Source organism: Streptomyces sp. DH37, assembly GCF_029813835.1.
Taxonomy (GTDB): domain Bacteria; phylum Actinomycetota; class Actinomycetes; order Streptomycetales; family Streptomycetaceae; genus Streptomyces.
The window spans coordinates 37,088-63,168 of sequence record NZ_JARVKV010000028.1 but is presented as its reverse complement, the minus strand read 5'-3'; the positions used below and the strand labels follow the sequence as shown (position 1 = coordinate 63,168).

Sequence of the window (26,081 nt, the reverse complement as noted above, 5' to 3'; positions counted from 1 at the left end):
TCGGTGAGCCGCCGTACCGGGCGGGCGTCGGTCCCCCTGTGGCAGGGTCGCGCGCCGGGCGTGGGGCAGCGGCCTATTCTTCCACGTCCTGGGCGGTGGGCCCAAATCGGCCGTCGGGCCGCTCGGCCCAGCCCAGCTCGGCCAGGAGCTTGCGGTCCTCGGCGTCGAGCGCGGCGGGGTCGCACCGTTCCAGGAGGTCGGGGCGGTAGCGCGCGGTGCGGCGGAAGGCCTGGTCGCGGCGCCAGCGGGCGATCCTCCCGTGGTGTCCGCTGAGCAGCACCTCGGGGATGTCCCGGCCGCGCCACACCGGCGGCTTGGTGTAGACGGGGCCCTCCAGGAGGTCGGCCATGGCGCCGGGCGCGAAGGAGTCGTCGCGGTGGGACTCGGCGTTGCCCAGGACGCCCGGCAGCAGACGGGCGACGGCCTCGACCATGACCAGGACGGGGGCCTCGCCGCCGGCCAGCACGTAGTCGCCGATGGACAGTTCGCGCACCCGGAAGCGCTCGCCGTACTCCTCGACGACGCGGCGGTCGATGCCCTCGTAGCGGGCGGGGGTGAAGACCAGCCAGGGTTCGGCCGCCAGCTCGACGGCCGTCTCCTGGGTGAAGGGGCTGCCGCTGGGGGTGGGGACGACGATGACCGGTCCGTCCCCGTCCCCGCCCGGGTCGCCCGAGGCGATGACCGCGTCCAGTGCCTCGCCCCAGGGCTCGGGCTTCATCACCATGCCGGGGCCGCCGCCGTAGGGGGTGTCGTCGACGGTGTTGTGCCGGTCGTGGGTCCACTGCCGCAGGTCGTGGACGCGTACGTCGAGCCGGCCGCGGGCGCGTGCCTTGCCCACCAGGGAGACGTTCAGCGGTTCCAGGTACTCGGGGAAGATCGTGACGATGTCGAGCCGCATCAGGCCCCGTCCCCGCTTCCGCCGTCCGGCGCACCGCGCTCGGGACGGGAGCCGGCGACCTCGGCGCGGTCGTCCAGGAGCCCCGGCGGCGGGTCGATGACGGCCCGCTGCGCCGCGAGGTCGATCTCGGGCACGATCTCGCCGACGAAGGGGACGAGCACCTCGCCGCCGTCGGTCTTCCGCACCACGAGCAGGTCCTGGTAGGGCAGGTGCGAGATCTCCTCGATCCGGCCGACCGGGGTGCCGTCGCGGGTGACGACGTCGAGGTCGATCAGCTGGTGGTCGTAGTACTCGTCGGGGTCCTCGGGGGTCTCCTCCGGGTCGACCTCGGCGATCAGCAGGGTGTTCCGCAGCGCCTCGGCGGCGGTGCGGTCCCCCACGCCCGCGAAGCGCAGCAGCAGCCGGCCGCTGTGGACGCGCCCGGACTCGATGGTCAGCGGACCCGCGGAGGCGGGGTCGGTGGCCAGGACCGCGCCGGGGGCGAGACGCACCTCGGGCTCGTCGGTGCGCACCTCCACCGTGACCTCGCCCTTGATGCCGTGGGCGCGGCCGATGCGCGCGACTACCAGCTGCACTGCTCGTCACTCCAGGTTCTCGTGCGGCGTTCTCATGCGGCGTTCTCGTACGGCGTGCGGTCACGGGCACGGGCCGGGGGCGGCGGTGCCGCCCCCGGCCCGTGCCGGTGCCTTGCGCTGTGTGCTGCGGCCCTCAGCGGACCTGGTCCACGTCGACGAGGTCGACGCGGACGCCCCGTCCGCCGAGAGCGCCCACGACGGTGCGCAGCGCGCGTGCGGTGCGGCCGTTGCGGCCGATCACCTTGCCGAGGTCGTCGGGGTGGACCCGGACCTCCAGCACGCGCCCGCGACGCAGGGTGCGGGAGGCGACCTGCACCTCGTCGGGGTGGTCGACGATGCCCTTCACCAGATGGTCGAGGGCCTCTTCCAGCATGGTCACGCCTCGGTCGACTCGGCGGCGGCCTCGGCCTCGTCCGCCTTCTTGTCGGCCTTCTTCGCCTTCGGGGTGATGGCCTCACCCTTGGGCTCGTCGGCCGACGCCTTGGCGGCGGCCTCGAAGAGGGCGCGCTTGTCGGCCTTGGGCTCGGCGACCTTCATCGGCTCCGGGGCGGGCAGGCCCTTGAACTTCTGCCAGTCGCCGGTGACCTTGAGAATGGCCAGGACCGGCTCGGTCGGCTGCGCGCCGACACCCAGCCAGTACTGGACGCGCTCCGAGTCGACCTCGATGCGCGAGGGGTTCTGCACCGGGTGGTACAGACCGATCTCCTCGATGGCCCGGCCGTCGCGACGGGTGCGGGAGTCGGCGACGATGATGCGGTAGTGAGGCGAACGGATCTTGCCCAGTCGCTTCAGCTTGATCTTGACTGCCACGGCTGTGGTGTCTCCTGGTCTTTGGCGTGGTGGGACACGGCGGGATGCCACGTGGGGTTGTGGTACCCGAGGTGTCCGATGGACGCGTCAGCCGGAGGAGAGAGGGGTCCTGTGCGGCTGTCGAGTACAGCCGCCCATTGTGCCACACCTCGCCGGGGCAGCCGGTCTCCCCCCGGCTCCCCCGGTCCCTCCCGGACCGGCGCGTCCCGGCGGCGGCGCCGCCCCGCGCCTCAGCCCACGCCGACCGCCTCCTTCTCCTTCTCCGGGATGCGGAACGGCTTCCCGCAGGCCCCGCACATGATCGGCGCCTGGGCCAGGACCGACGGGACGACCCGGACGTTGCGTCCGCAGTCGCACACGGCCTTGACCCGCACCCCGCCGCCCGACGAACCGTGCCGCGCGGCGGGGCCGCGGAAGGTGCGGGAGGTGTCGGTGGCGGTGGCGACGCTGTGGGCGCGCAGGGCGCGCTGGAGGCGCTCGATGGTGGGCCGGTAGCGCTTCCTGGTCTCGGGCTTCATCACGACCAGCGAGAAGCCGCTGCTCGGATGCGGCTCCTCCGAGTGCTCCAGGCCCAGCTCCTCGGCGATCGCCAGGAAGCGGCGGTTGTGGTAGCGGCCGGCGCGCGAGGTGTCCCGGACTCCGCGGGCGGCGGCGATCCCGTGGACGGCCTCGTGCAGCAGCCGTTCGAAGGAGAGCTCGGCGCCGCAGGCGGACGACGACTCCCCGATCAGCGATTCGGGCGCGGCCAGGTCCGGCAGCTCCGGGTGGTGCCGTTGAATGTCGGCCCACGCGAGTGCCAGTTCGGCGGCGAGTACAGGTGGTGTCGTGCTCACGTCGTGCACAACGAGCCAGGGTGTCCCGGTGTTCCGATTACGGGGCATCCCAAATAATTTGCACGTACCAGTCAGTTCAGGTTGATGCGTGCCCGACGGGGGCGGGTGCGCCGATCCGGGGAGGACCCGCCCCACCCGCCCAAGCGGGGACGTACTGACCCGTCAGTAGAACCCTGTGTGACGCCGCGGAACGCCTCAGTAGGAACGGGCGACCACGGCCACCGTACCGGGGGCGTCGTCGGACTCCGGCACCGCCCCGTCCTCGCCGACCAGGCAGCGCACCGTGACGGCCTGCTCCGCGAGCCTCGCCTCGCCCTCCGGCCCCAGGTCGGCCCACGGGATGCGGGCCCAGCCGCCGCCGGTGGCGACCTCGGCGGCCTCCTCCACCGTCCGCACGTCCGAGGTCCGGGCCTCGCGGCGCTCGCGGGACTGGCGCAGCAGCAGGGCCTGGTCCTCCTCCAGGATCCTCGGGCACAGCTCGGCCAGGGCGTCGATCGCCACCGGCTCCTTGCCCCCGGCGATACGGCGGACCAGCATCGCGGTGCCCCCCTCCAGGTCGCGCGGGCCGATCTCGACGCGCAGCGGCACGCCCTTGAGCTCCCAGTCCACCGCGCGGCGGCCGAAGGGGGTGTCGGTGCGGTCGTCCACGCGCACCCGGACCCCGGCGGCGGCGAGCCGCTCGCCGACCTCGCGGACCTTGGCCAGCACCGCGTCGTCGCCCTTGATCGCCAGGACGACGGCCTGGACGGGGGCCAGGCGCGGCGGGACGCGCAGCCCGCTGTCGTCGCCGTGGGTCATGATCAGACCGCCGACCATGCGGGTGGAGGTGCCCCAGGAGGTCTGCCAGACCAGCTCCCGCTCGCCGTCCTTCGACAGGTAGCGGGTGTCGAACGCCTTGGCGAAGTTCTGGCCCAGCTCGTGGCTGGTGCCCATCTGCAGCGCCTTGCCGTCGCCCATCATGCCCTCCAGGGTGAGGGTGTTGATGGCGCCGGCGAAGCGCTCCCTGGCGGTCTTGCGGCCGAGCACCACGTCGACGCCCAGGACGTTGACCATGAAGTCCGCGTAGACCTCGCGGTGGATGCGGGCGGCGTAGTCGCGGGCGTCCTCGTAGGTGGCGTGGGCGGTGTGCCCCTCCTGCCACAGGAACTCACTCGTTCGCAGGAAGACCCTCGGACGCATTTCCCAGCGCACCACATTGGCCCACTGGTTGACCAGCAGGGGCAGGTCGCGGTAGCTCTGCACCCACTTGGAGAAGTACTCGTTGACGATCGTCTCGGAGGTCGGCCGGACGACGACCGGCTCCTCCAGCTCCTTGCCTCCGCCGTGCGTGACGACCGCCAGCTCGGGGGCGAAGCCCTCGACGTGGTCGGCCTCCCTGGTCAGGTAGGACTGCGGGATGAACAGGGGAAAGTAGGCGTTGTCGGCGCCCGCGGCCTTGATGCGGGCGTCCATCTCCTGCTGCATCCGCTCCCAGAGCCCGTACCCGTACGGCCGGATGACCATGGTGCCGCGCACCGGTCCGTTGTCGGCCAGCTCGGCCTTGTTGATCACGTCCTGGTACCAGCGCGGGAAGTCCTCCGCCTGGGGGGTGAGTACGGGAGCCTTTGCCATGTCGCGCATGTTACGGCGGTCTGCTGCGGATGCGTGAATCGGGTTGTCGGGGGACCGTGGGAGTGCGCGCGGGAAGCGCGGGTGGAAACACCCCGGCGCACCCTCTGGACTCGGGGACAGATGCGCAGTTCCCTGGCTTTCGGGAACAGGGACACCTCTCGGGGGACGAGACGGCGGCCGGTTATCCGGCGATCCTTCCATCGGAATGGGGATGTTGCGATGGCACCCACGCTCGCACAGCGGCACCTCCCGCGGCCCGCCCGGGACTGGGCGGAGATTCAGGAACGGATGCTGGTTCCGCTCTACGAGGCGGTCTACGAGCGTTTCGAGGTCGGACGGCACACGCATGTGCTGGGCCTGGGCTGCGGCTCGGGCCTGGCGCTGGTGATGGCGGCGGCCCGGGGCGCGACCGTCACGGGGACGGACACCGACGAGGCACGCCTGGAGCTGGCCCGGCAGCGGCTGCTGCCGGAGCCGCAGTGGGGCGCGCGGCACTGGACCGCGCGGGTGCTGCCCGGCGGGCCGGACGGCGGACCGGACGGCGCGGCCCTGCGCGAGGGGCCGCCGCCGACGCTGGTGACCGCCTTCGACACCCTGCCGGACGCCGCCGTGCTCGCCCGGGTGGCGGAGGCGGCCGGGCGGGGCGTGCCGGTGGTGCTGGCGGGCTGGGGGCCGGCCGAACGGTGCGCGGCGGCCCCCGCGCTGCGGGTGGCCGAGCGGCTGGCCGAGCCGCGGCGCGCGGTGGGCCGGTGCTGGCGGCCGGGCGGCCGGGACGACCTGGAGGACCTGGCGCGCCGGGCCGGGCTGCGGCCCGACGGCTCGGGGCGGGTGGCGTGCCCCTTCGGCTACGCCGACCTGGACAGCGCGGTGCGCGGGCTGATCTCCACGGGGCTGTACGACGCGGCCGTGCGGGCGACGGACGAGGGACAGGTCACCAAGGAGCTGGCGGAGGCGCTGCGCCCCCACGTACGGCCGGACGGCACGGTGTGGATGCAGAACCTGTTCCGCTACGTGGTCGCCATGACGTGACGGCCGCCGCCCGGCGCGCGTGCGGCCGTCGTCCGCGGCGGGCCGCGTCACTTCGGCGCGAGCCGCGTCACTTCGGCGGGAGGAGGTCCTTGAACTCCTGGGGCAGCTCGAAGTCCTCCGGGCCCTGGCCCGCTCCGGGCAGCCCGAAGGCGCCTCCCTGGCCGGCCGCGCGGCGCTCGGCGAGGGCCTGCTCGTCGGCCTTGCGCTTCATCGGGTTGCCCGAGCGCTGCTTGCCCTTGGCCTTCTTCTGCTGCTTGCCCTTCTTCCGGGCGCCGCCCATCCCGGGCATCCCCGGCATCCCCGGCATGCCCGGCATCCCGCCCTGGGCCATCTTCGACATCATCTTGCGGGCCTCGAAGAAGCGCTCCACGAGGTTCTTCACCGCGCTGACGTCCACGCCGGAGCCGCGGGCGATGCGGGCCCGCCGCGAGCCGTTGATGATCGTGGGGTCGGTGCGCTCGGCCGGGGTCATCGACTTGATGATCGCGGCGGTGCGGTCCACGTCGCGCTCGTCGATGTTGTCGATCTGCTCCCGGATCTGCCCCATGCCGGGCATCATCCCCAGCAGCTTGGAGATGGAGCCCATCTTGCGGACCTGCTCCATCTGGGCCAGGAAGTCGTCGAGCGTGAACTCCTTGGGACCCTTGGCCAGCTTGGCGGCCATCTGCTCGGCCTCTTGCCGGCTGAAGGTCTGCTCGGCCTTCTCGATGAGGCTGAGGACGTCGCCCATGCCCAGGATGCGGGACGCCATGCGGTCCGGGTGGAACGCGTCGAACTCGTCCAGCTTCTCGCCGTTGGAGGCGAACATGATCTGGCGGCCGGTGACGTGGGCGATCGACAGGGCCGCGCCGCCGCGGGCGTCGCCGTCGAGCTTGGAGAGCACCACGCCGTCGAAGCCGACGCCGTCGCGGAACGCCTCGGCGGTGTTGACCGCGTCCTGGCCGATCATGGCGTCGACGACGAAGAGGACCTCGTCGGGACGGACGGCGTCGCGGATGTCGGCGGCCTGCCGCATCATCTCGGAGTCGATGCCCAGGCGGCCGGCGGTGTCGACGATGACGACGTCGTACTGCTTGGCGCGGGCGTACTCGATCGAGTCCTCGGCGACCTTCACCGGGTCGCCGACGCCGTTGCCCGGCTCCGGCGCGTAGATGCCCACCCCCGCGCGCTCGGCGACGACGGTGAGCTGGTTGACGGCGTTGGGGCGCTGGAGGTCGCAGGCGACCAGCAGAGGGGTGTGCCCCTGGGTCTTGAGCCAGCGCCCCAGCTTGCCCGCCAGGGTGGTCTTGCCCGCGCCCTGCAGACCGGCGAGCATGATCACCGTCGGCGGGTTCTTGGCGAACCGCAGGCGGCGGGTCTCGCCGCCGAGGATGCCGATCAGCTCCTCGTTGACGATCTTGATGACCTGCTGGGCCGGGTTCAGCGCCTTGGAGACCTCGGCACCGAGGGCGCGTTCCTTGACCTGCTTGATGAAGGCCCGCACCACGGGCAGGGCGACGTCCGCCTCCAGCAGGGCGATACGGATCTCGCGCGCCGTGGCGTCGATGTCCGCCTCGCTCAGACGGCCCTTGCCCCTGAGGTTCTTGAACGTCGCTGTGAGGCGATCGGAGAGAGTGTCGAACACGTCGGTCGCGGATCCTTCGCGTTGGTGGCGGTGTCGGCGGTCGACCTCCAAGAGTATCGGCCCGCCCGCGGTGCGGTCAGCCGCCCAGGGCCCGCTCCAGCTCCCGGGCGAGCCCGGCGGCCTCCCGCGGCGGCAGCGGAGCGCCGTCGGGGCCGGTGACGTAGAAGGCGTCCACCGCGTTGGCGCCGAGGGTGCTGACCCGGGCGCTGCGCACGGTGACGCCGGCGTCCTCCAGGGCCCGCCCGATGCGGTACAGCAGTCCGGGGGCGTCCTGTGCGCGCACCTCGATCACCGTCGCCAGCCGCGACCCGGCCGGGGCGAGGGCCACCCTCGGCGGCGGGGCCCCGGCGCCGCGCCGGCGGGCGCGGGAGTGGGCCCTCTCCCGTTCGGCGAGGCGGGCGGGGACGTCGAGGGAGCCCTCCAGGGCGCGCGCCAGGTCGGCGCGGAGCCGGGCGGCCTGCGGCAGCGAGCCGTACTCGGCGGCCACCCGCCAGTTCAGCAGCAGGACGGGTCCCCGGCCCGGGAGGTCGACGGCACGCAGGTCGGCGGCGCGCACGGTCAGCCGGTGCAGGGCCAGGACGCCTGCGGCGGCGGGCAGGACGCCGGGCTGGTCCGGCAGGGCGATGAGGAGTTCGACGCCGACCGGTTCCGGGCCCGCGTCCTTCCCGGCCTGGTCCGCCCGGTCCGCCTCGGCGAGGGTCTCGGCCCGGGTGCGCAGGGAGAGCACCGGCCCGCCGGTGCGCCACGCCTCGGCGGCCAGCCGTTCGGCCTCGGCGGTGGGCCGGGGGGCGGGGCGCTCCCGCTCCCCCGCTTCCTCCGTCTCCCCCGCGAGCACCGCGCCGGCCCGCTTCACCAGGTCGGCCACGAGTCCGGCGCGCCAGGCCGACCAGGCGGCGGGCCCGGTGGCCAGGGCGTCGGCCTCGGTCAGCGCGTGCAGCAGTTCCAGGGTGCCGGTGTCGCCGACGGCCTCGGCGACGGTGCGGACGGTGGCCGGGTCGTCCAGGTCGCGCCGGGTGGCGGTCTCGGCCAGCAGCAGGTGGTGGCGGACGACGGTGGCCAGGGTCTGGGTGTCGGCGGCGTCGAAGCCCATGCGGGCGGCCAGGTCGCGGACGATGGTCTCGCCGGTGACGCTGTGGTCGCCGGGCCAGCCCTTGCCGATGTCGTGCAGCAGCGCGGCGACCAGCAGCAGGTCGGGGCGGTGGACGCGGCGGACGCGCGCGCCGGCCCGTACCGCGGTCTCGATCAGGTGGCGGTCGACGGTCCAGCGGTGCACGGGGTTGCGCTGCGGTCGGCAGCGCACCCGCTCCCAGTCCGGCAGCAGGGCGGTGACCAGCCCTTCCGCCTCCATCGCCTCCCACACCCCGACGGCGGCCTCGCCCGCGCCGAGCAGCGTGACGAACTCCTCGCGGGCCTCGGCGGGCCAGGGCACCGGCAGCGGCGGCGCGGCGGCGGCCATCTTCCGCAGGGCGGGGCGCGCCAGCGGCAGCCCGGCCTGGGCCGCCGCGGCGGCGGCGCGCAGCGGCAGTACGGGGTCGCGTTCGGGGCGCGCGGTACGGGCGAGCACCACCTCGCCGTCCTGCTCGACGACGTTCTCGGCCAGCGGGGCGCGCGGGGCGGACCGCGCGGCGCGCCCCGGGCGCGGGCGGCGGGCGCGCAGCACCCGGCCCACCTCGCGCCAGGTGACGTCGCCGGCGTAGGAGATCACCCGCGCCGCCTCGTACACCCGGCGCAGCAGCGCGTCCGCGTCCGGCAGCGCGAGGGCCTCGGCGACCTGGTCCTGGTCCTGGAGGGCGAGCCGGTCGCCGGCGCGGCCGGTGGTCAGGTGGAGGGCGTCGCGCACGTCGAGGAGGGTGCGGCGGGCCTCGTCCAGGCCATCGCGGGGGGCGTCGGCCAGCCAGGAGGCGGCCACCGCGCGCAGGGCGGTGGCGTCGCGCAGGCCGCCGCGGGCCTCCTTGAGGTCGGGTTCGAGGAGGAAGCGCAGCTCGCCGTGGCGGCGGGCGCGCTCCTCGACCGCCTCGCGCAGCTCGGGCAGCCGCCGGGGGGCGTCGGCGCGCCACCGGGCGAGCATCCGGGTGCGCAGCGCGGCGGTGAGCTCCGGGTCGCCGGCGACGTGCCGGGCGTCGAGCAGGCCGAGCTGCACCTTGAGGTCGCCGGCCGCGGCCCGCTCGGCCTCGCCGGGGGTGCGCACCGAGTGGTCCAGGGCGATCCCGAGGTCCCAGACGGGGTACCAGACGCGGTCGGCGAGGGCGGCGACCTCGTCCGCGCCCCGGCCGGTGTGCAGGAGGAGCAGGTCCAGGTCGCTGCGCGGGGAGAGCTCCCCGCGGCCGTAGCCGCCGACGGCGACGAGCGCGACCCCCCGCCCCGCGTCGCCCAGCAGCGAGGCGAGCCAGGCGTCGGTGATCCCGGCCAGGGCGGCGCGGCGCGGCGGCCCGGACCGCGACCCCCCGGTGAGGAGGCGCAGCCGGGCCGCCGCGTAGCCGTCGGGCGCCGTGGTCATGCGGTCTTCCGCCCCGGCCCGGTCACAGCGCGTCCGGGCCGCGTTCGCCGGTGCGGACGCGTACCGCCGTCTCGACGGGGACGCTCCAGACCTTGCCGTCGCCGATCTTGCCGGTGCGGGCGGCCTTGACGACCACGTCGACGAGCTGCTCGGCGTCCTCGTCCTCGGCCAGGACCTCGATGCGGACCTTGGGGACGAGGTCGACGGTGTACTCCGCGCCGCGGTACACCTCGGTGTGGCCGCGCTGCCGTCCGTACCCGCTGGCCTCGGTGACGGTGAGGCCCTGGACGCCGAACGCCTGGAGCGCCTCCTTCACCTCGTCGAGTCGGTGCGGCTTGATGACTGCGGTGATGAGCTTCACGCGTCCACCTTCCTGTCGGGCGACGGGGCCGTCGCGCTGTCGTTGTGCGCGCCGGCGAACCCGGCGGTGCCGCGGGACGCGGGCGAGCCGCCCACCGCGCTGAAGTCGTACGCGGTCTCGGCGTGGTACGCCTGGTCCAGGCCGGCGGTCTCGTCGTCCTCGCTCGCCCGGAAGCCGACGGTGACGTCGACCAGCTTGGCGAGGATCCAGGAGACCACGAAGGAGAAGGCCATCACCGAGAAGGCGCCGGTGGCCTGCTTGCCCAGCTGGGTGAGGCCGCCCACGCCGTCGACGGCCAGGACGCCGACCAGCAGGGTGCCGATGACGCCGCCGACGAGGTGGACGCCGACGACGTCCAGGGAGTCGTCGTAGCCGAGCCTGTACTTGAGGCTGACGGCCCAGGAGCAGACCAGACCGGCCACCAGGCCGATGACGATCGCGCCGACGGCGTTGACGTGCGCGCCGGCGGGGGTGATGGCGACCAGGCCGGCGACGGCGCCGGAGGCGGCTCCCAGGGTGGTGAAGGCGCCGTGCCGGACGCGCTCGTACAGCAGCCAGCCCAGGATGGCGGCGGCGGTGGCGACCTGCGTGTTCAGGGCCATGGTGGCGGCGGTGCCGTTCGCGCCCAGCGCGGAGCCGGCGTTGAAGCCGAACCAGCCGAACCACAGCAGGGCGGCGCCGAGGACCACCAGCGGGAGGCTGTGGGGCCGCATGGGCTCCTTCCTGAAGCCGATGCGCTTGCCGACCACGAGGACGGCGGCCAGCGCGCCGACGCCGGCGTTGATGTGGACGGCGGTGCCGCCGGCGAAGTCGATGACCTCGAGTTCGAACAGCCAGCCGCCCTCGGCCCACACCCAGTGCGCGACGGGGAAGTAGACGACCGTGGCCCACAGGGTGATGAACAGCGCCCAGGCGCTGAACTTCACGCGGTCGGCCAGGGCGCCGCTCATCAGGGCGGGCGTCAGGACGGCGAACATGAGCTGGAAGAGGACGAAGGCGAAGACCGGGATGCCCTCCGTGCCGCCGGTCAGCGTCTCGACGTCGATGCCGCTCAGGCCGGCGTACTCGAGGTTGCCGATCAGGCCGCCGGTGTCGGTGCCGAAGGCGAGCGAGTAACCGTAGAGCACCCACAGGACGCTCACGACGCCCAGGGAGATGAAGGACATCATGAGCATGTTCAGGGCGCTCTTGACCCGGACCATGCCGCCGTAGAACAGGGCCAGACCGGGCGTCATCAACATGACCAGCGCCGCGCTGATCAGTACGAAAGCGGTATCCGCGCCGTTCAATGTGGGCGTCTCCTCGCGTACGCGACCCGTGGGGGCGGATCTGGGGGTCAGGATGAGCCACAGATTTCCGAAGCCCCGTTTCCGCCGGTGCAGCGCGGCGTTTCGCGGCCGTGACGAAGGCGCGTCCCGTGTTACGGCCGGATGAACGCACCCGCCGGCGGAGGCAGCGCGGCCGCGGGTCCGGCCTGCCGCCGCCCGTACCGCGTACCGCCCCGACCGGGCGCGGAGGCCGTGCGGGGCGGGCGCGGGCCGGCACGGCCGTCACGGTCGTATAACAACCCGGGAACGGCGCGGAGGCGGCCGGGAAGGGACGGCGGGGGCGGCGGGGTGGGACGGCGGGGCGGAGTGGAGTGGGGCGGCGGCGGGATCGGCCGGGCCGGGTCAGCCCGCGAGGGCGGCCTCGCCCTCGGGCAGCGCCCCGGCGAGCCGCTCGGTGAGCTCGACGACCTCGGCGACGTCCCCGAACTCCCGGGCCGCCGTGGCCACCGTCTTGCGGATGCGGTTGTCGACCCGCTCCGAGCGGAGACGTTGCGCCACCTCCAGCGCCCGGCCGGCCATCTCGGCGCACCACTCGGGCTCGCGCTGCAGCAGGTGGACGGTGGCCATGCCGGCGAGGCTGAGCGCGTAGGAGCGCTGGTGGCCGCTGCCGTCCTCGCCGCACTCGCGGCCGAACAGGTCCACGGCCCGCTGCATCGCCGGCTGGGCGAGCGAGGTGTAGGCGGGGCTGCGGCCCGCCACGTAGGCGAGGTCGCGGTAGGAGTGGGCGTTCTCGGCGTTCAGCTCGGCCTCGGAGAAGAAGGAGATCCAGTCCGGGTCGGCGTCGCCCGGCGCGGCCTCGGCGAAGGTCTCCTCGGCCATCCGCACCGCCCGGTGGCACTTGTCGGGCCGGCCCATGTTGGCGTACGCGCGCGCCTCCAGCGCGTACAGCATGGCCTGGGTGCGGGGGGTGGCCCCCTCGCGGCCGCCGTACTGCGCGAGGTGGATCAGCTCCAGCGCGTCCTCGGGGCGGCCCAGGTGGATCATCTGGCGGCTCATGCCGGACAGCACGTACGAGCCCAGCGGCCGGTCGCCGGCCTCCTTGGCGGCGTGCAGGGCGAGGACGAAGTACTTCTGGGCGGTGGGCTGGAGCCCGACGTCGTAGCTCATCCACCCGGCCAGCTCCGCCAGCTCGGCGGTGACCCCGAACAGCCGCTGCCGCACCGGCTCGGTGTGGTGGTCCTGGAGGAGGTCGGTGACCTCGTGGAGCTGGCCGACGACGGCCTTGCGCCGCAGTCCGCCGCCGCACTGGGCGTCCCACTGGCGGAACATCACGATCGTCTGCTCCAGCAGTTCCAGCTCCGGCCCCGACAGCCGGTGCGCGCGGCGCGCGCCGCGCTCCCGCGGGGGGGCCGCCGGGGCGCCGGGGGTCCGCTCGCCGGGGAGCGGTCCGGCCGGGTTGGGCACCAGCCAGCGCTGCATCGGCTCGATCAGGGCGGGCCCGGCGGCCATGCCCAGGGAGGCGCCCAGGAAGCCGCTGCGGGCCAGCATCAGGTCGCTGCGCGAGAACTCACTGATCATCGCCGCGGTCTGCGGCCCCGTCCAGGGCAGGTCGACACCGCCGGCGGAGGCCGTCTGGCGGACGGTGCGCAGCCCCAGGTCCTCGACGGCGACCACGCAGCCGAAGCGCTCGGAGAACAGCTCGGAGAGGATGCGCGGGATCGGCTCGCGCGGCTGCTCGCCGTCGAGCCAGCGGCGCACCCGGGAGGTGTCGGTGCTGATGTGGTGCGCGCCCATCTGGCGTGCGCGGCGGTTCACCTGCCGGGCCAGCTCGCCCTTGGACCAGCCGCTGCGCACGAACCACGAGGCGAGCTGTTCGTTCGGGCGCTTCCCGGCGGTACCGCTTCCGCCGCTGCTGCCGTTGCCGCCCACTGGAACGCCCCCATCCCGGCCCGTACGCGTCCTGTCCCCGGCCCGCATGGCCTCTCGGCATGCCTCCGGCATAGGCGCACGCCGGACGTCTTCCGTGTGTCTGTGTCGCCGTGTGAACCGAAAGTAATCCTACGATCACTGATGTGGCGAGTGAAATTGCAAAACCGCCACCATTCGCCACCCCTTCGGATGAATCCAAGGAGCGCTCCGCGCGGTTCACTTGACCCAGGGCGCCCGCGACCGGTTGAAGCGATGCGTACCAGGGGCGCGCGTCGACCGGCGCACCCCTATCCAGACCCCGTCGCTCCACTTCGACCCGGGCCACCCGGCGTCGCTCCGTGCGACGGTTTCGTAACCAAGAGCACACGGGACCCGTTGGAGGGGGCATGGGCTTCACCATCGGCAGCATCCGCGAGATCCGGGAGCTCCGGGAACTGCGGTCCGGCACCCGGCGCCGGGGCCGCGCCCCGGTGTGCACGGCCGTGGCCGAGTACACCGGTCTGTGGGGCTGGGACGTCGTCCCCGGAGCGCGCGCCACGCGCGGCGGCGGCCGTACCGAGTGCACCTGCGGGGACCCCGGCTGCCCCTCCCCCGGCGCCCACCCCCTGGACGAGTCGCTCCGGGTGCCGGCCGGCGCGACGCTGGACGAGGCCACCAGGGCCTGGGAGCGGGTGCCCGGCGCCGCGCTGCTGCTGCCGGTGGGCCGCGCCTTCGACGTCATCGAGGTCTCCGAGGCGGCCGGGCGCCGCGCGCTGGCCCGGCTGGAGCGGATGGGGCTGCCGCTCGGACCGGTCGCCGTCGCCCCGCACGGCCGCGCCTGGTTCTTCGTGGCCCCCGGCGCCGCCGCCGGCCTCCCCCGGCTGCTGTACCGGATGGGCTGGGACGACGCGGTGCTGGACCTGCGCGGCCTCGGCCCGGGCGACCACGTCACCGCGCCGCCCTCCGACCTCGGCGGGCTCGGCCCGGTCCGGTGGCTGCGGCCGCCCACCCTGGAGGGGGCGGGCCGTCCCCCGCAGGCCAGGCTGCTGGTGGGCACCCTGGCGTACGTCTGCCACCGCGAGCTGCCCCGCGCCTGATCCGCGTCCGGGCGCTCCGTCCGGCGCTCCCCGCCCGGGCCCCGCCGCGTTCCCGGCCGCCCGCGGCCGTTCGCGGCGGGGCGTCTCCCGCGCGGTGCGTCAGTCGCCGAGCAGGGCGTCGACGAACGCCTCCGGCTCGAACGGCGCCAGGTCGTCCGCGCCCTCTCCCAGGCCCACCAGCTTGACCGGGACCTTCAGCTCGCGCTGGACGGCGATGACGATGCCGCCCTTGGCCGTGCCGTCGAGCTTGGTGAGCACGATGCCGGTGACGTCCACGACCTCGGCGAAGACCCGGGCCTGGATCAGGCCGTTCTGCCCGGTGGTGGCGTCCAGGACGAGCAGGACCTCGTCGACCGGGCCGTGCTTCTCCACCACGCGCTTGACCTTGCCCAGCTCGTCCATCAGGCCGGTCTTGGTGTGCAGCCGTCCCGCGGTGTCGACGAGCACGACGTCCGCGCTCTCGTTGATGCCCTCCTTGACCGCGTCGAAGGCGACCGACGCCGGGTCGCCGCCCTCGGGGCCGCGGACGGTGCGGGCGCCGACGCGCTCGCCCCAGGTCTGGAGCTGGTCGGCGGCGGCGGCGCGGAAGGTGTCGGCGGCGCCGAGGACCACGGACCTGCCGTCGGCGACCAGGACGCGGGCGAGCTTGCCGGTGGTGGTGGTCTTGCCGGTGCCGTTGACGCCGACGACCAGCACCACGCCCGGCCGCACCACGCCCTCGGACGACACGCCGCCCTCGGTGTGGACGGTGCGGTCCAGATCGGTGCCGATCAGGGTCAGCAGCTCCTCGCGCAGCAGGGCGCGCAGTTCGGCGGGCGTACGGGTGCCCAGCACCCTCACCCGCTCGCGCAGCCGCTCGACCAGCTCCTGGGTGGGGGCGACGCCGACGTCGGCGGTGAGCAGGGTGTCCTCGATCTCCTCCCAGGTGTCCTCGTCGAGGTGGTCGCGGGAGAGCAGGGTGAGCAGGCCCCGGCCCAGGGTGTTCTGGGAGCGCGACAGGCGCTCGCGCAGCCGCACCAGGCGTCCGGCGGTGGGTGCGGGCACCTCGATCCCGGGCTGCGGGGGCGCGGGGGGCGCGGCGGCCTCCGCGTCCGTCGCCCCGACCGGGGGCTGCGGCAGCTCGACCTCTTCGATGGTGCGGCGTTCCTCCGCGCGGGGAGGCCCGGCCTCCTCACCGACCTGCGGTTCGGTCGGGGGCGCGGTGATGGTCGGAGGGGGGGCGGAGCGGTCCGGTCGCGGCGTCTTCTTCTTGCGGACGCCGGTGACCACCAGTCCGCCGATCGCCACGACGGCGACCACGGCGATGACTACGGCAAGGATGAGGATGTCCATAACTCGTCCAGTATCGGCCACGGGCGGCCGCGGCACGCCTGTCCGCCCCGGCGGCGCCGTGCGCGTCCCGGCGCGGACGCGGGCGCCGCCCCGGCTCGGTGGAGGCCGGGGCGGCGCCCGTGGCGGCGCGGGGAGGGGCGGGGAGGCGCGGGGCTCAGCCCATCTCCTCCAGCGCCCTGCCCTTGGTCTCCGGTACGAACTTGAGGATGAACGGGATGGAGAGCAGGGCGAAGACGGTGTAGATGACGTACGCGCCCGAGAGGTTCCAGTCCGACAGGCTCGGGAAGGTGACGGTGATCAGCCAGTTCGCCACCCACTGGGCGCCGGCGGCGACGCCGAGGGCCGCGGCGCGGATGCGGTTGGGGAACATCTCGCCGAGCATCACCCAGACCACCACGCCCCAGGAGAGGGCGAAGAAGAGGACGAAGGAGTGCGCGGCGACGAGCGCGACGGTGCCCTGGAGGTCGGGCAGGGTGATGTCGTCGCCGGTGCCGCTCTTGTAGGAGAAGGCCCAGGCCGCGGCGCCGAGGGAGAGCGCCATGCCGGTGGAGCCGATCAGGGCCAGGGGCTTGCGGCCGATCCGGTCCACCAGGAGCATCGCGATCACCGTGCCGACGATGTTGATGATCGAGGTGGTGAAGGAGTAGAGGAAGGAGCTGTTGGGGTCGATGCCGACCGACTGCCACAGCGAGGCGCTGTAGTAGAAGATCACGTTGATGCCGACCAGCTGCTGGAACAGCGACAGGCCGATGCCCACCCAGACGATCGGCAGCAGGGCGAAGCGGCCCCCCAGCAGGTCGCGCAGGCTCGGCTTGCGCTCGCCGCGCATGCGCTCCTCGATCCCGGCGATCCGGGCGTCCAGGTCGGTTCCGGCGGGCTCGACGTCCGCGAGGACGGCCCTGGCCTCGTCGGCCCGGCCCTGGGCGACGAGGTGGCGCGGGGACTCGGGTATGCGCAGGGTCAGCAGCCCGTACAGCACCGCGGGGACGACCTCGATGCCGAGCATGAGCTGCCATGCCTCGACGCCCAGCAGCCGCCCGCGCTGCTCGCCGTCGGCGAGGTTCAGCACGCCCCAGTTGACGAGCTGGGACACGGCGATGCCCAGCACGATCGCGGCCTGCTGGAAGGAGGCGAGCCGGCCGCGGTACTCGGCCGGGGCGACCTCCGCGATGTAGGCGGGGGCGATCACCGAGGCCATCCCGATGGCGACACCGCCCAGGGTCCGCCAGAAGGCCAGGTCCCACAGGGTGAAGGGGAGCATGGAGCCGATGGCGCTGAGGGCGAAGAGCACCGCGGCGATCTGCATCACCCGGATGCGGCCGAGCCGGTCGGCGAGCCGGCCCGCGGTGGCGGCGCCGATCGCGGCACCGATCAGGGCCGCGGCGATGACCTGGGCGAGCGCGCCGGAGGCGACGTCGAATCTGCCGCGGATGCCCTCGACCGCACCGTTGATCACGGAACTGTCGTAGCCGAAGAGGAAGCCCCCCATCGCCGCGGCGGCGGCGATGAAGACGACGTGTCTGAGGTGCCGGTGCCGTACGGCCGGGGTGTCCGGCCCGTCCGGTCTCACCTGCGCGGTGCTGGTCACGGTGTACTCCTGCGGTCCCCGGCGACGGTGCCGGGTGGGGTGCCGGGTGGTGGTGTCACGTTGTTGCCGCCTTGTACCCGGCACGCACGATGGCATGCCGCTGCTTGAAGGCACGGACAACCATGCAGAGACTATTCCTTCAAAAATTGAAGTCAATAGCGGGGCAGGATCCGAAATGGATCACGAGTGTGACTTTTTACGTTCGGGAAGTGAAGCAAGAGTGAAGGCCGAAGCCGCGTGCGGGAGCCTCAGCGGAGCCGTTGGCTGATGACCTTCGACACCCCGTCGCCCTGCATCGAGACGCCGTAGAGGGCGTCGGCGACCTCCATGGTCCGCTTCTGGTGGGTGATCACGATGAGCTGGGAACTCTCCTGCAGCTCCTTCATGATCCCGATGAGCCGCTGGAGGTTGGTGTCGTCCAGGGCCGCCTCGACCTCGTCCATGACGTAGAACGGGCTCGGCCTGGCCTTGAAGATCGAGACCAGCAGCGCCACGGCCGTCAGCGAGCGTTCGCCTCCCGACAGCAGCGACAGCCGCTTGACCTTCTTGCCCGGTGGACGGGCCTCGACGTCCACGCCCGTGGTGAGCATGTTCTCCGGGTCGGTGAGGACCAGCCGCCCCTCGCCGCCGGGGAAGAGCCGCGAGAAGACGCCCTCGAACTCGCGGGCGGTGTCGTGGTAGGCCTCGGTGAAGACCTGCTCGACCCGTTCGTCCACCTCCCTGACCACCTGGAGCAGGTCGGCCCTGGTCTTCTTCAGGTCCTCCAGCTGCTCGCTGAGGAAGCGGTGCCGCTCCTCCAGGGCCGCGAACTCCTCCAGCGCCAGCGGGTTCACCTTGCCCAGCTGCTGGTACGCGCGCTCGGCCGCCCGCAGCCGCTTCTCCTGCTCGGCCCGGACGAAGGGGACCGGGCGGTTGCGCGGGTGGTCGGGATCCTCCGGGAGCCGCTCGCCCTCGGCCGGCGGGGACGGCGGCACGGGCTGGTCGGGGCCGTACTCGCGGATCAGCACGGCCGGCTCCACCCCCAGCTCCTCCAGGGACCTGGTCTCCAGCTGCTCGATCCGCAGCCGCTTCTCGGCGCCCAGCACCTCGCCGCGGTGCACGGAGTCGGTGAGCTTGTCCAGCTCCTCCTTCAGCTCCCGCCCCCGGTTGCGCTCGGCGACCAGTTCGCGCTCCCGTTCGGCCTTCGCCCGCTGGGCGGTCTCCCGCTCCTCCTCGGCGCGCGCCAGCGACACCTCCACGTGCGCCAGCAGCTGCCGGGCGCCGGAGGCGACGGCCGAGGCGACCTCCCGTTCGTGCCGCAGCCGGGCGCGCCGGCGCTCCGCCCGCGCCCGCGCCTCCCGCTCGGCGCGCGCCGCCCGGTCCAGGGCGTCCGCCCGTCCGGCGAGCCCCTTGACGCGCTCCTCGTGGGTGCGCACCTGGAGACGCGCCTCCATCTCCGTCTGCCGGGCGTTGGCCCCGTCGGCCGCCAGCCGGTCGCGCACCGAGGTGTCCGGCTCCTCCTCGCCCGGCTGCTCCTCGGCCACCGCCAGCCGCTCGGCGAGCTCCTCGGCCTCCTCCCGTGCCCGGGCGAGCGCCTCCTCGGCCTTCGCCACGGCCGCCGCCGCGCGCCCGGCCTCCCCGGCCGCGGCCCGCGCCTGTCCGCCCAGCCGCCCGAGCCGGCCGGCGACCTGCGACTTCTCCCTCTCGGCGGCGCTGCGCCGCGCCCCCAGCTCCTCGACCCGGGCGGCGCACGCGCGCCGCCGCTCCCGGGCCCGCTCCCGTTCCCCGGCCAGTTCCTCGCACCGGCCGTCCAGTTCGGCCAGTTCGGCGGCGGCCTCGTCCACCGACGCCCGCACCTCCAGCAGCGACGGCGCCCCGGCGGAGCCGCCCTGCGCGACGTGGGCGCCGAGCAGGTCCCCCTCGGCGGTGACGGCGGTCAGCTCCGGACGCGCGGTCACCAGGTCCACCGCGTCCTGGAGGGTGCCGACCACCGCCACGCCGCGCAGCAGCCTCCGCAGCGCGGGCACCAGCGCGTCCGGCCCGGTCACCAGGTCCGCCGCCCACCGCGCGCCGGGCACGTCCGGGGCGCCGGGCGCCTCCTTCTCCGGCTCCTCCGGCGCGCCGCCGAGGACCAGCGCCGCGCGGCCGGCGTCGTGCTTGCGCAGCAGGCGCAGGGCGTCGGCGGCCGTGGCGGGCCCGTCCACGGCGACGGCGTCCGCGGCCGGGCCGAGGGCGGCGGCGACGGGCACCTCGAAGCCGGGGGTGACGGTGAGGAGTTCGGCGGCCGGGCCGAGCAGTCCGGTGAGCCGGTCACGGGCGCCGAGCAGGGCGCCGGTGCCGTCCTTGCGGCGCAGTCCCAGGGCCAGGGCGTCGCGGCGGGCGGCGGTCGCCGCGCGCTCGCGCTCGGCGGCCGACAGCGCCTCGCGGGCCGCGCTCAGCGCCGCCTCGGCCTCGGCCAGTTCGCGCTTGGCCGCGTCGTGGCCCTCGGCCAGTTCGGCGTCGTCCGCGTCCAGGCCGTCCACCTCGGTGCGCAGCGCCTCGTACTCCTCCTGGGCCGCCGCCGCGCGCTCGGCCGCCTCGTCCCGGGCGGTGGCCAGCCGGTCGATCTCGGCCTGCGCGGAGGCGGCCCGGCCGCGGGCGGCGGTGACCTGGCCGTGCAGCCGGGCCAGCCCCTCGCGGCGGTCGGCGATGGCGCGGGCGGCGTCCTTCAGCCGCCGCTCCTCCCCGGCCAGGGCCCGCTCCAGCTCCGCGCGGTGCGCGACGGTGTCCTCCAGGGCCCGGCTCGCCGCCTCCAGCGCCGCCGTCAGCTCCGCCTCCTGCTCGCGGATCCGGGCGGCCTCGCGCTCCATGTCCTCCGGGTCGCGCCCCCGGCGCTCCTCGGCGGGCTCGGCGGAGGCGCTGCGGACCCGGGCGTCGGCCAGGTTCATGGTGCCGCGCACCCGCTCGGCGAGCTGCGACAGCTCGTACCAGGTCCGCTGCGCCCGCTCCAGCCGCGGGGCCAGCTCCCTGAGCCGCTCCTCCAGCACGGCCTCGCGCCGCAGCGCCTCCTTCAGGTCGCCCTCCACCGCCTCCTTGCGCCCCTTGAGCGCGGCCTCGTCGGCGAGTTCGGCCCTGAGGGCCGCGCGCAGGGCGACCAGGTCGTCGGCGAGCAGCCGCAGCCGGGCGTCGCGCAGATCGGCCTGGATCACCGCGGCGCGGCGGGCGACGGCCGCCTGCCGCCCCAACGGCTTGAGCTGGCGGCGCAGTTCGTCGGTCAGGTCCTGGACGCGGGCGAGGTTGGCCTGCATCGCGTCCAGCTTCCGCAGCGCCTTCTCCTTGCGCTTGCGGTGCTTGAGGACGCCGGCCGCCTCCTCGATGAAGGCGCGGCGGCCGGCCGGGTCGGCGTGCAGGACGGAGTCGAGCTGCCCCTGTCCGACGATGACGTGCATCTCGCGGCCGATTCCGGAGTCCGACAGCAGCTCCTGGATGTCCAGCAGACGGCAGGTGTCGCCGTTGATCTGGTACTCGCTGCCGCCGTTGCGGAACATGATCCGCGTGATGGTGACCTCGGCGTACTCGATGGGCAGCGCGCCGTCGGAGTTGTCGATGGTCAGGGAGACCTCGGCCCGGCCGAGCGCGGGGCGGCCGGAGGGGCCCGCCGTCCCGGCGAAGATGACGTCCTCCATCTTGCCGCCGCGCAGCGACTTGGCACCCTGCTCGCCCATCACCCACGACAGCGCGTCCACGACGTTGGACTTGCCGGAGCCGTTGGGACCCACCACACAGGTGATGCCCGGCTCGAACCGCAGTGTCGTGGCCGAGGCGAAGGACTTGAACCCGCGCAGGGTCAGGCTCTTGAGGTGCACGTTCCGGACTTTACTCCCAGGTGTCGGTTTCACGACCGAAGCGAGTTTCGCCGCTGAACGGGTGGGGCACATCACACGGTAAGCGCCACACCCGGGCCGGAAACGACGAAGGGACGCCGAAGCGTCCCTTGCAGTTTTCTCCAGCGGCTTGGCGCTGTGCTCCCCGGACCGGCCGGTCAGGTGAGCGCAGGCTCCGCCTTGGATACGTCGATGCTGTCCAGCAGCGACTCGCCGTGCCGTGCAGCGGCGGCCGACAGCGCGTCGTTCTCGGCCTGGATCCGTACGAGCTCGGATTCCAGGTCCTGAACACGCTGCTGCAGCCGTCGCATCTCGGCGAGGACTCGGGGGTCGGAACCGCCGACGTAACCGAGAAGCGCCTTTGCCATGATGGATGGTCCTCCACACTGAGTGACCGACCGAAACGGTGGTGGGTCGTGAGGGATTCGCACCCGCGGTTGCTGTTATGCCTTCGTTCCGAAGGCCGAACAGCTGCGGTGCGCGGGGCTTCCAGCGTCTCACCAAAAGTTTTGACGGTCAACACGATCACGCCGCGCGCCCCGGCGGCCTTGACTCGACGGCACTCAAGTTGCCGGAGGGCCCGCGGGGTCCTGTGGGGGTGACACTGGCCGCAGCCTTGCACGTCACGCGGTGAAAGGCAACCGCTTTGGATCATCGGATCGCGAAGCCCTCGTAGCCCCCGCGCGGCGGACCCCAGATCTCGGTCACACCCTCCACCCGGCCCGGCGTGTCACCCGTACGGAGCCACTCCAGCAGCTGTTCGCAGCGCTCCCGCGGCCCCTCGGCGACCACCTGCACCCGGCCGTCGCCGAGATTGAGCGCGAAACCCTCCAGTCCGCCGATCCGCAGCGCGCTGGCCCGGGTGAACCAGCGGAAACCGACCCCCTGCACCCGCCCGCGCACCCAGGCCGTCATCCGTACGGCCTCCCCGGCCGCGCCCTCACCGGCGCCCTCCGTCTCCGTACCCATGAGGCGCACGCTATCCGGACGCACGCCGCTGCCACACACCCCACGCCCCTTCCCGCTCACGTTTCCGCTGTTCGCTCCTCCGCCTCCCGGGGATGCCGTACAGTCACGCCGCAACGGGTCTCACTCTTTCGAGTGACATAAGTGACGCCGATCACGTGAGGACTGCAGCAGATGGGACGCCACCGCCGCGCCGAACCGGTTCCCGCTCCGGCCCCCGTCACACCGAGCCGCGCGGCGGGCGGGCGCCACCGCGGCCCGCACCGCAAGCGGAGCGCCGCTCCCGTCCGCACCGGCCTCCTCGGGGCCTCGGCAGCGATGGCGATGGGCGCCGTGGCGGTGGCCTCGGGACTGCTCCCCGGCCCGAACGGCGACTACACCGTCGGTGGATTCGCCCCTCCCTCCGGCGTGACCCCGGGCGGCGGCCTGTCGGACCTGCAGACCCAGGGCGCGGTGACGCCGCCCGCCCCGGACGACCGCGGCGACGGCTCCACCGCCAGCCGCGGCGACGGCCGCACCACCTCGCCCGGCGCCGAATCCCCGCGCGGTCCCGGCCCGGAGAAGCCGGACGCCACACCGTCCGGGAAGCCGGCCGAGCCGACCCCGTCGCACAGCAGTACGCCCCCGGCCGGCGGGAACGACACCCCCCGCGAGTCCTCCGGAACCCCCGGCGCCCCGAGCGAGCCCCCCGCCTCCTCCCACAGGCCCACGGCCCCGGGCTCCCCCTCCCCCGACGAGGAGACGGCCGCCGAGGCCGAGGTGCTGAGGCTGGTCAACCTGGAGCGGGCCAAGGCCGGCTGCCGGCCGGTCACCGCCGATCCCGAACTGGCCGAACTGGCCGGGGAGTTCAGCCGGGACATGGCCGCCCAGGGCTTCTTCTCCCACACCGGCCCCGACGGCGACACCCCCTGGGACCGCGCCGAGGCGGCGGGCATCGACAACCTCGGCGGCGAGAACATAGCCCGCGGCCAGGCGAACGCCCAGTCGGTGATGGACGCCTGGATGGACAGCCCCGGCCACCGCGCCAACATCCTCAACTGCGACTACCGGACCCTGGGCGTGGGCGCGCACTTCGCCGAGGGCGGCCCGTGGTGGACGCAGAACTTCGGCTTCTGACCGCCTCCCGGCCGGACGCCCGCCGCCCCGCTCCCGGCGGCGGGCGCGCTCAGCGCGCCGGGCGGGGCGGGCGCTGGCAGCGCGGGCAGAAGTAGCTGGAGCGGTTCATCCAGGGGCTGCGGCGCAGCGGGGTGGCGCAGCGGCGGCAGGGCCGGCCCTCGCGCCCGTAGGCGTCCAGGGAGCGCTCGAAGTAGCCCGACTCGCCGTTGACGTTGACGTACAGGCTGTCGAAGCTGGTGCCGCCGACCGCGAGGGCGGCGTTCATCACGTCGCGGACGTGGCCGAGGAGTTCGGTGGTGCGCGGACGGGTGAGGGTGGCGGTGGGGCGGTCGTAGTGCAGCCGGGAGCGCCACAGCGCCTCGTCCGCGTAGATGTTGCCGACCCCGCTGATCAGCGACTGGTCCAGCAGCGCGCGCTTGACCGTGCTGCGGCGGCGGCGCAGGGCCGTGTGGAAGGCCGTCTCGTCGAAGGCCGGGTCCAGCGGGTCGCGGGCGATGTGGGCCACCACGTCGGGCAGTCCGTCGGGGGTGACGGGGTGCAGCGACAGCCCGCCAAAGGTGCGCTGGTCGACGAAGCGCAGTTCGGTGCCCTCGGTGTCCGCGAAGCGGACGCGCACGCGCAGGTGCTTCTCGTCCGGGGCGCCGTGCGGCTGGACGAGGAGCTGTCCGCTCATGCCGAGGTGGGCCAGGACGCAGTGGCCGGTGCCCTCCAGCGGCAGCCACAGGTACTTGCCGCGGCGCCGGGGGGTGCCGACGCGCGCGCCGCGCAGCCGGTCGGCGAAGTCGGCCGCACCGGCGAGGTGGCGGCGGATCGCGCGGGGGTGCAGCACCTCCGTCTCGGCGACGGTCCGGCCGCCGACCCAGCGCTCCAGTCCGCGCCGGACGACCTCGACCTCGGGCAGCTCTGGCAACGACGGCTCCTCGTCAACGGGTCCCCGGGGACGGCGCGGGGGGGTGCGGACACTGGTGGAACGACGCGCCCACCCGCCCGGATTCCGGGCGGGTGGACGGAAGGTGTGCGGCGGATCGCGGAAGCGGGTCAGGACACCTTCTCGGCGGCCTGGCCGTCCCGCTGGTCGGCGGCGGTCCGGATCGCGCGCCAGGCGGCCTCCGCCGCCTGCTGCTCGGCTTCCTTCTTGCTGCGGCCGGTGCCGGTGCCGTACGCGACACCACCGACGCGGGCGGCAGCCGTGAAGGTCTTCTCGTGGTCGGGGCCGGTCTCGCTGACCAGGTACTCCGGAACGCCCAGCCCCTCGGCCGCGGTCAGTTCCTGGAGGCTGGTCTTCCAGTCCAGCCCGGCGCCGAGGTTGGAGGACTCCTCGATCAGCGGGTCGAAGAGGCGGTGCACCAGCTCGCTGGCCGCCTCCAGCCCCCGGTCGAGGTAGACCGCGCCGATCACGGCCTCCAGGGTGTCGGCGAGGATCGACGCCTTGTTCCGGCCGCCCGTGCCCTCCTCGCCCCGGCCGAGCCGGATGAAGGCGCCCAGGTCGAGATCGCGGGCGACCCCGGCCAGGGCGCGGGAGTTGACCACGGCCGCGCGCAGTTTGGCGAGCTGCCCCTCGGGCAGGTCGGGGTGGGTGCGGTAGAGGGTGTCGGTGACCACCAGGCCCAGGACGGAGTCCCCCAGGAACTCCAGGCGCTCGTTGGTGGGCAGTCCGCCGTTCTCGTACGCGTAGCTGCGGTGCGTCAGCGCACGCGTCAGAAGGGCGGACTCGAGTTGGTACCCGAGCCGCCCTTCCAGAAGCGTGTGGGACGAGGCCGCGTCCACCAGACCCGCCCTCTGCGCCGTTTCACCCCCGCCTTTGCGGGGGGAGCTTCCGGGCGTAGTGGCGTCTGACATGGAGCCCGTCACCAGCCGATCAGACCTCGAGGACCTGGCGGCGGTTGTAGGTGCCGCAGTTCGGGCAGGCGATGTGCTGCTGACGGGGCTCCTGGCAGCGCTCGCACTTCACCAGGGTCGGGACCGCAGCCTTCCACTGCGACCGGCGGTGGCGCGTGTTGCTGCGCGACATCTTCCGCTTCGGAACAGCCACGGCTATTTCTCCTGTGGATCGTCCCCGGCGGGCCGGGGTGCGTTGTCTTCGTCCTTCTCGCCGTCCCGGATGGTGCCGGCGAGTCCTTCGAGAGCCGCCCACCGGATGTCGACGGCCTCGTTGTGGTCGTGCCCGGGGTCGTCCGCGAGCCTCGCCCCGCAGCGGGGGCAGAGTCCGGGACAGTCCTCCTGGCACACCGGCTGCAGCGGCAGTGACAGCACCACCGCGTCACGCAGCACGGGCTCGAGGTCGAGCAGGTCGCCCTCGAGTCGGAACGTCTCCTCGTCCTCGGCGTCGTCGCCGGTGTCCGCGAAGCGGCTCCGGTCGTCGGCGTCGGGGTAGGAGAACATCTCCTGGAAGTCCGCCTCGCACTCCTGCTCCAGCGGCTCCAGACACCTTACGCACTCCCCCCTCAGCGGCGCACGGACGGTGCCCGTGACGAGCACTCCCTCCATGACCGACTCCAGGCGGAAGTCGAGTTCCATGGGCGCGCCCTCCGGCACCCCGATGACCTCGACGCCGAGGTCCCTGGGAGCCGGAATCGTGCGGGAGGACTCCTTGAGCGCACCCGGACGGCGCCCCAGCTCGCGCGTGTCGAGCACGAGGGGGGAACGGGGGTCGAGGGGGGCGTTCAGGGCTTCCTGCTTTCTACGGTCTGACACCGGCTGACTCCGATTCCTGCGTCCTGGGCAGC

23 protein-coding genes are annotated in these 26,081 nt (G+C 74.0%); 3 read left to right on the top strand and 20 right to left on the bottom strand.

Annotation, left to right across the window (positions count from 1 at the left end):
- Positions 1-73 precede the first annotated feature (73 nt).
- From trmD to proS, 6 genes are all read right to left on the bottom strand, one after another.
- The gene (gene trmD / locus QC029_RS16025) at positions 74-898 is read right to left on the bottom strand and encodes a tRNA (guanosine(37)-N1)-methyltransferase TrmD (RefSeq protein WP_279556335.1); all 825 of its coding nucleotides are present in this window, start codon (positions 896-898) and stop codon (positions 74-76) included.
- Entirely contained in the window at positions 898-1,473 is a 576-nt protein-coding gene (gene rimM / locus QC029_RS16020) for a ribosome maturation factor RimM (RefSeq protein WP_279556334.1), read from the bottom strand. The genes trmD and rimM overlap by 1 nt, the downstream gene beginning before the upstream one ends.
- Positions 1,474-1,606: 133 nt before the next feature.
- Positions 1,607-1,846: an RNA-binding protein gene (locus QC029_RS16015; RefSeq protein ID WP_279556344.1), complete on the bottom strand. Its 240-nt coding sequence runs from the start codon at positions 1,844-1,846 to the stop codon at positions 1,607-1,609.
- 2 nt (positions 1,847-1,848) lie between these two features.
- Positions 1,849-2,283 carry a 30S ribosomal protein S16 gene (gene rpsP, locus QC029_RS16010; protein WP_279556333.1) on the bottom strand — a complete coding sequence of 145 codons (435 nt, stop codon included), beginning with the start codon at positions 2,281-2,283 and terminating at the stop codon, positions 1,849-1,851.
- Positions 2,284-2,513: 230 nt separating this feature from the next.
- Positions 2,514-3,164, bottom strand: a complete 651-nt coding sequence (locus QC029_RS16005; RefSeq protein ID WP_279556332.1) for a hypothetical protein — start codon at positions 3,162-3,164, stop codon at positions 2,514-2,516.
- Positions 3,165-3,311: 147 nt separating this feature from the next.
- Positions 3,312-4,727: a proline--tRNA ligase gene (proS, locus tag QC029_RS16000; RefSeq protein WP_279556331.1), complete on the bottom strand. Its 1,416-nt coding sequence runs from the start codon at positions 4,725-4,727 to the stop codon at positions 3,312-3,314.
- A gap of 219 nt (positions 4,728-4,946) precedes the next feature.
- Between proS and QC029_RS15995 the strand changes: the two genes are divergently transcribed.
- Entirely contained in the window at positions 4,947-5,756 is an 810-nt protein-coding gene (locus tag QC029_RS15995; protein WP_279556330.1) for a methyltransferase domain-containing protein, read from the top strand.
- A 67-nt stretch (positions 5,757-5,823) separates the two neighbouring features.
- Here the strand turns inward: QC029_RS15995 and ffh are convergent, their stop codons facing one another.
- From ffh to QC029_RS15970, 5 genes are all read right to left on the bottom strand, one after another.
- Positions 5,824-7,380 carry a signal recognition particle protein gene (gene ffh / locus QC029_RS15990; RefSeq protein ID WP_279556329.1) on the bottom strand — a complete coding sequence of 519 codons (1,557 nt, stop codon included), beginning with the start codon at positions 7,378-7,380 and terminating at the stop codon, positions 5,824-5,826.
- 76 nt (positions 7,381-7,456) lie between these two features.
- Positions 7,457-9,877, bottom strand: a complete 2,421-nt coding sequence (locus QC029_RS15985; RefSeq protein ID WP_279556328.1) for a [protein-PII] uridylyltransferase — start codon at positions 9,875-9,877, stop codon at positions 7,457-7,459.
- A 22-nt stretch (positions 9,878-9,899) separates the two neighbouring features.
- Positions 9,900-10,238: a P-II family nitrogen regulator gene (locus QC029_RS15980; RefSeq protein ID WP_279556327.1), complete on the bottom strand. Its 339-nt coding sequence runs from the start codon at positions 10,236-10,238 to the stop codon at positions 9,900-9,902.
- On the bottom strand, positions 10,235-11,527 hold the full coding sequence (locus QC029_RS15975) for an ammonium transporter (RefSeq protein WP_279556326.1): 1,293 nt from the start codon (positions 11,525-11,527) through the stop codon (positions 10,235-10,237). The genes QC029_RS15980 and QC029_RS15975 overlap by 4 nt, the downstream gene beginning before the upstream one ends.
- A gap of 381 nt (positions 11,528-11,908) precedes the next feature.
- Positions 11,909-13,483, bottom strand: a complete 1,575-nt coding sequence (locus QC029_RS15970; RefSeq protein WP_279556325.1) for a hypothetical protein — start codon at positions 13,481-13,483, stop codon at positions 11,909-11,911.
- Positions 13,484-13,821: 338 nt separating this feature from the next.
- On the opposite strand from QC029_RS15970, the gene QC029_RS15965 reads away from it, so the two are divergent.
- A complete protein-coding gene (locus QC029_RS15965; protein WP_279556324.1) occupies positions 13,822-14,511 on the top strand; it encodes a bifunctional DNA primase/polymerase in 690 nt (229 codons plus the stop codon).
- Positions 14,512-14,610: 99 nt separating this feature from the next.
- Here the strand turns inward: QC029_RS15965 and ftsY are convergent, their stop codons facing one another.
- The 5 genes from ftsY to QC029_RS15940 all read right to left on the bottom strand — a co-directional run bounded on the left by ftsY (position 14,611) and on the right by QC029_RS15940 (position 22,242).
- Entirely contained in the window at positions 14,611-15,843 is a 1,233-nt protein-coding gene (gene ftsY, locus QC029_RS15960) for a signal recognition particle-docking protein FtsY (RefSeq protein WP_279556323.1), read from the bottom strand.
- Between the two features lie 154 nt (positions 15,844-15,997).
- Positions 15,998-17,527 carry a sugar porter family MFS transporter gene (locus QC029_RS15955; protein ID WP_279556322.1) on the bottom strand — a complete coding sequence of 510 codons (1,530 nt, stop codon included), beginning with the start codon at positions 17,525-17,527 and terminating at the stop codon, positions 15,998-16,000.
- 152 nt (positions 17,528-17,679) lie between these two features.
- The gene (gene smc, locus QC029_RS15950) at positions 17,680-21,255 is read right to left on the bottom strand and encodes a chromosome segregation protein SMC (RefSeq protein WP_279556321.1); all 3,576 of its coding nucleotides are present in this window, start codon (positions 21,253-21,255) and stop codon (positions 17,680-17,682) included.
- A gap of 176 nt (positions 21,256-21,431) precedes the next feature.
- Positions 21,432-21,641, bottom strand: a complete 210-nt coding sequence (locus tag QC029_RS15945) for a hypothetical protein (RefSeq protein ID WP_279556320.1) — start codon at positions 21,639-21,641, stop codon at positions 21,432-21,434.
- A 283-nt stretch (positions 21,642-21,924) separates the two neighbouring features.
- Entirely contained in the window at positions 21,925-22,242 is a 318-nt protein-coding gene (locus QC029_RS15940; RefSeq protein ID WP_279556319.1) for an acylphosphatase, read from the bottom strand.
- A gap of 171 nt (positions 22,243-22,413) precedes the next feature.
- On the opposite strand from QC029_RS15940, the gene QC029_RS15935 reads away from it, so the two are divergent.
- Positions 22,414-23,355, top strand: a complete 942-nt coding sequence (locus tag QC029_RS15935; RefSeq protein ID WP_279556318.1) for a CAP domain-containing protein — start codon at positions 22,414-22,416, stop codon at positions 23,353-23,355.
- Between the two features lie 49 nt (positions 23,356-23,404).
- Here QC029_RS15935 and mutM read toward each other — a convergent pair whose 3' ends face one another.
- The 4 genes from mutM to QC029_RS15915 form a co-directional block, all read right to left on the bottom strand.
- Entirely contained in the window at positions 23,405-24,265 is an 861-nt protein-coding gene (gene mutM, locus QC029_RS15930; RefSeq protein ID WP_279556317.1) for a bifunctional DNA-formamidopyrimidine glycosylase/DNA-(apurinic or apyrimidinic site) lyase, read from the bottom strand.
- 128 nt (positions 24,266-24,393) lie between these two features.
- Positions 24,394-25,194: a ribonuclease III gene (gene rnc / locus QC029_RS15925; RefSeq protein ID WP_279556316.1), complete on the bottom strand. Its 801-nt coding sequence runs from the start codon at positions 25,192-25,194 to the stop codon at positions 24,394-24,396.
- Positions 25,195-25,213: 19 nt separating this feature from the next.
- Complete coding sequence (rpmF, locus tag QC029_RS15920; RefSeq protein ID WP_031508259.1) at positions 25,214-25,387, bottom strand: 50S ribosomal protein L32; 174 nt, start codon at positions 25,385-25,387, stop codon at positions 25,214-25,216.
- A 2-nt stretch (positions 25,388-25,389) separates the two neighbouring features.
- Positions 25,390-26,049: a DUF177 domain-containing protein gene (locus QC029_RS15915; RefSeq protein ID WP_279556315.1), complete on the bottom strand. Its 660-nt coding sequence runs from the start codon at positions 26,047-26,049 to the stop codon at positions 25,390-25,392.
- Positions 26,050-26,081: the final 32 nt, after the last annotated feature.

Bases quoted from the DNA above. Each gene is read 5' to 3' on its own strand.
- trmD (WP_279556335.1), bottom strand. From the start codon at position 898: ATGCGGCTCGACATCGTCACGATCTTCCCCGAGTACCTGGAACCGCTG.
- QC029_RS16015 (WP_279556344.1), bottom strand. From the start codon at position 1,846: ATGCTGGAAGAGGCCCTCGACCATCTGGTGAAGGGCATCGTCGACCAC.
- QC029_RS16005 (WP_279556332.1), bottom strand. From the start codon at position 3,164: ATGCCCCGTAATCGGAACACCGGGACACCCTGGCTCGTTGTGCACGAC.
- proS (WP_279556331.1), bottom strand. From the start codon at position 4,727: ATGGCAAAGGCTCCCGTACTCACCCCCCAGGCGGAGGACTTCCCGCGC.
- QC029_RS15995 (WP_279556330.1), top strand. From the start codon at position 4,947: ATGGCACCCACGCTCGCACAGCGGCACCTCCCGCGGCCCGCCCGGGAC.
- QC029_RS15985 (WP_279556328.1), bottom strand. From the start codon at position 9,877: ATGACCACGGCGCCCGACGGCTACGCGGCGGCCCGGCTGCGCCTCCTC.
- QC029_RS15970 (WP_279556325.1), bottom strand. From the start codon at position 13,483: ATGCGGGCCGGGGACAGGACGCGTACGGGCCGGGATGGGGGCGTTCCA.
- QC029_RS15965 (WP_279556324.1), top strand. From the start codon at position 13,822: ATGGGCTTCACCATCGGCAGCATCCGCGAGATCCGGGAGCTCCGGGAA.
- ftsY (WP_279556323.1), bottom strand. From the start codon at position 15,843: ATGGACATCCTCATCCTTGCCGTAGTCATCGCCGTGGTCGCCGTCGTG.
- QC029_RS15955 (WP_279556322.1), bottom strand. From the start codon at position 17,527: ATGCCATCGTGCGTGCCGGGTACAAGGCGGCAACAACGTGACACCACC.
- QC029_RS15945 (WP_279556320.1), bottom strand. From the start codon at position 21,641: ATGGCAAAGGCGCTTCTCGGTTACGTCGGCGGTTCCGACCCCCGAGTC.
- QC029_RS15940 (WP_279556319.1), bottom strand. From the start codon at position 22,242: ATGGGTACGGAGACGGAGGGCGCCGGTGAGGGCGCGGCCGGGGAGGCC.
- QC029_RS15935 (WP_279556318.1), top strand. From the start codon at position 22,414: ATGGGACGCCACCGCCGCGCCGAACCGGTTCCCGCTCCGGCCCCCGTC.
- rnc (WP_279556316.1), bottom strand. From the start codon at position 25,194: ATGTCAGACGCCACTACGCCCGGAAGCTCCCCCCGCAAAGGCGGGGGT.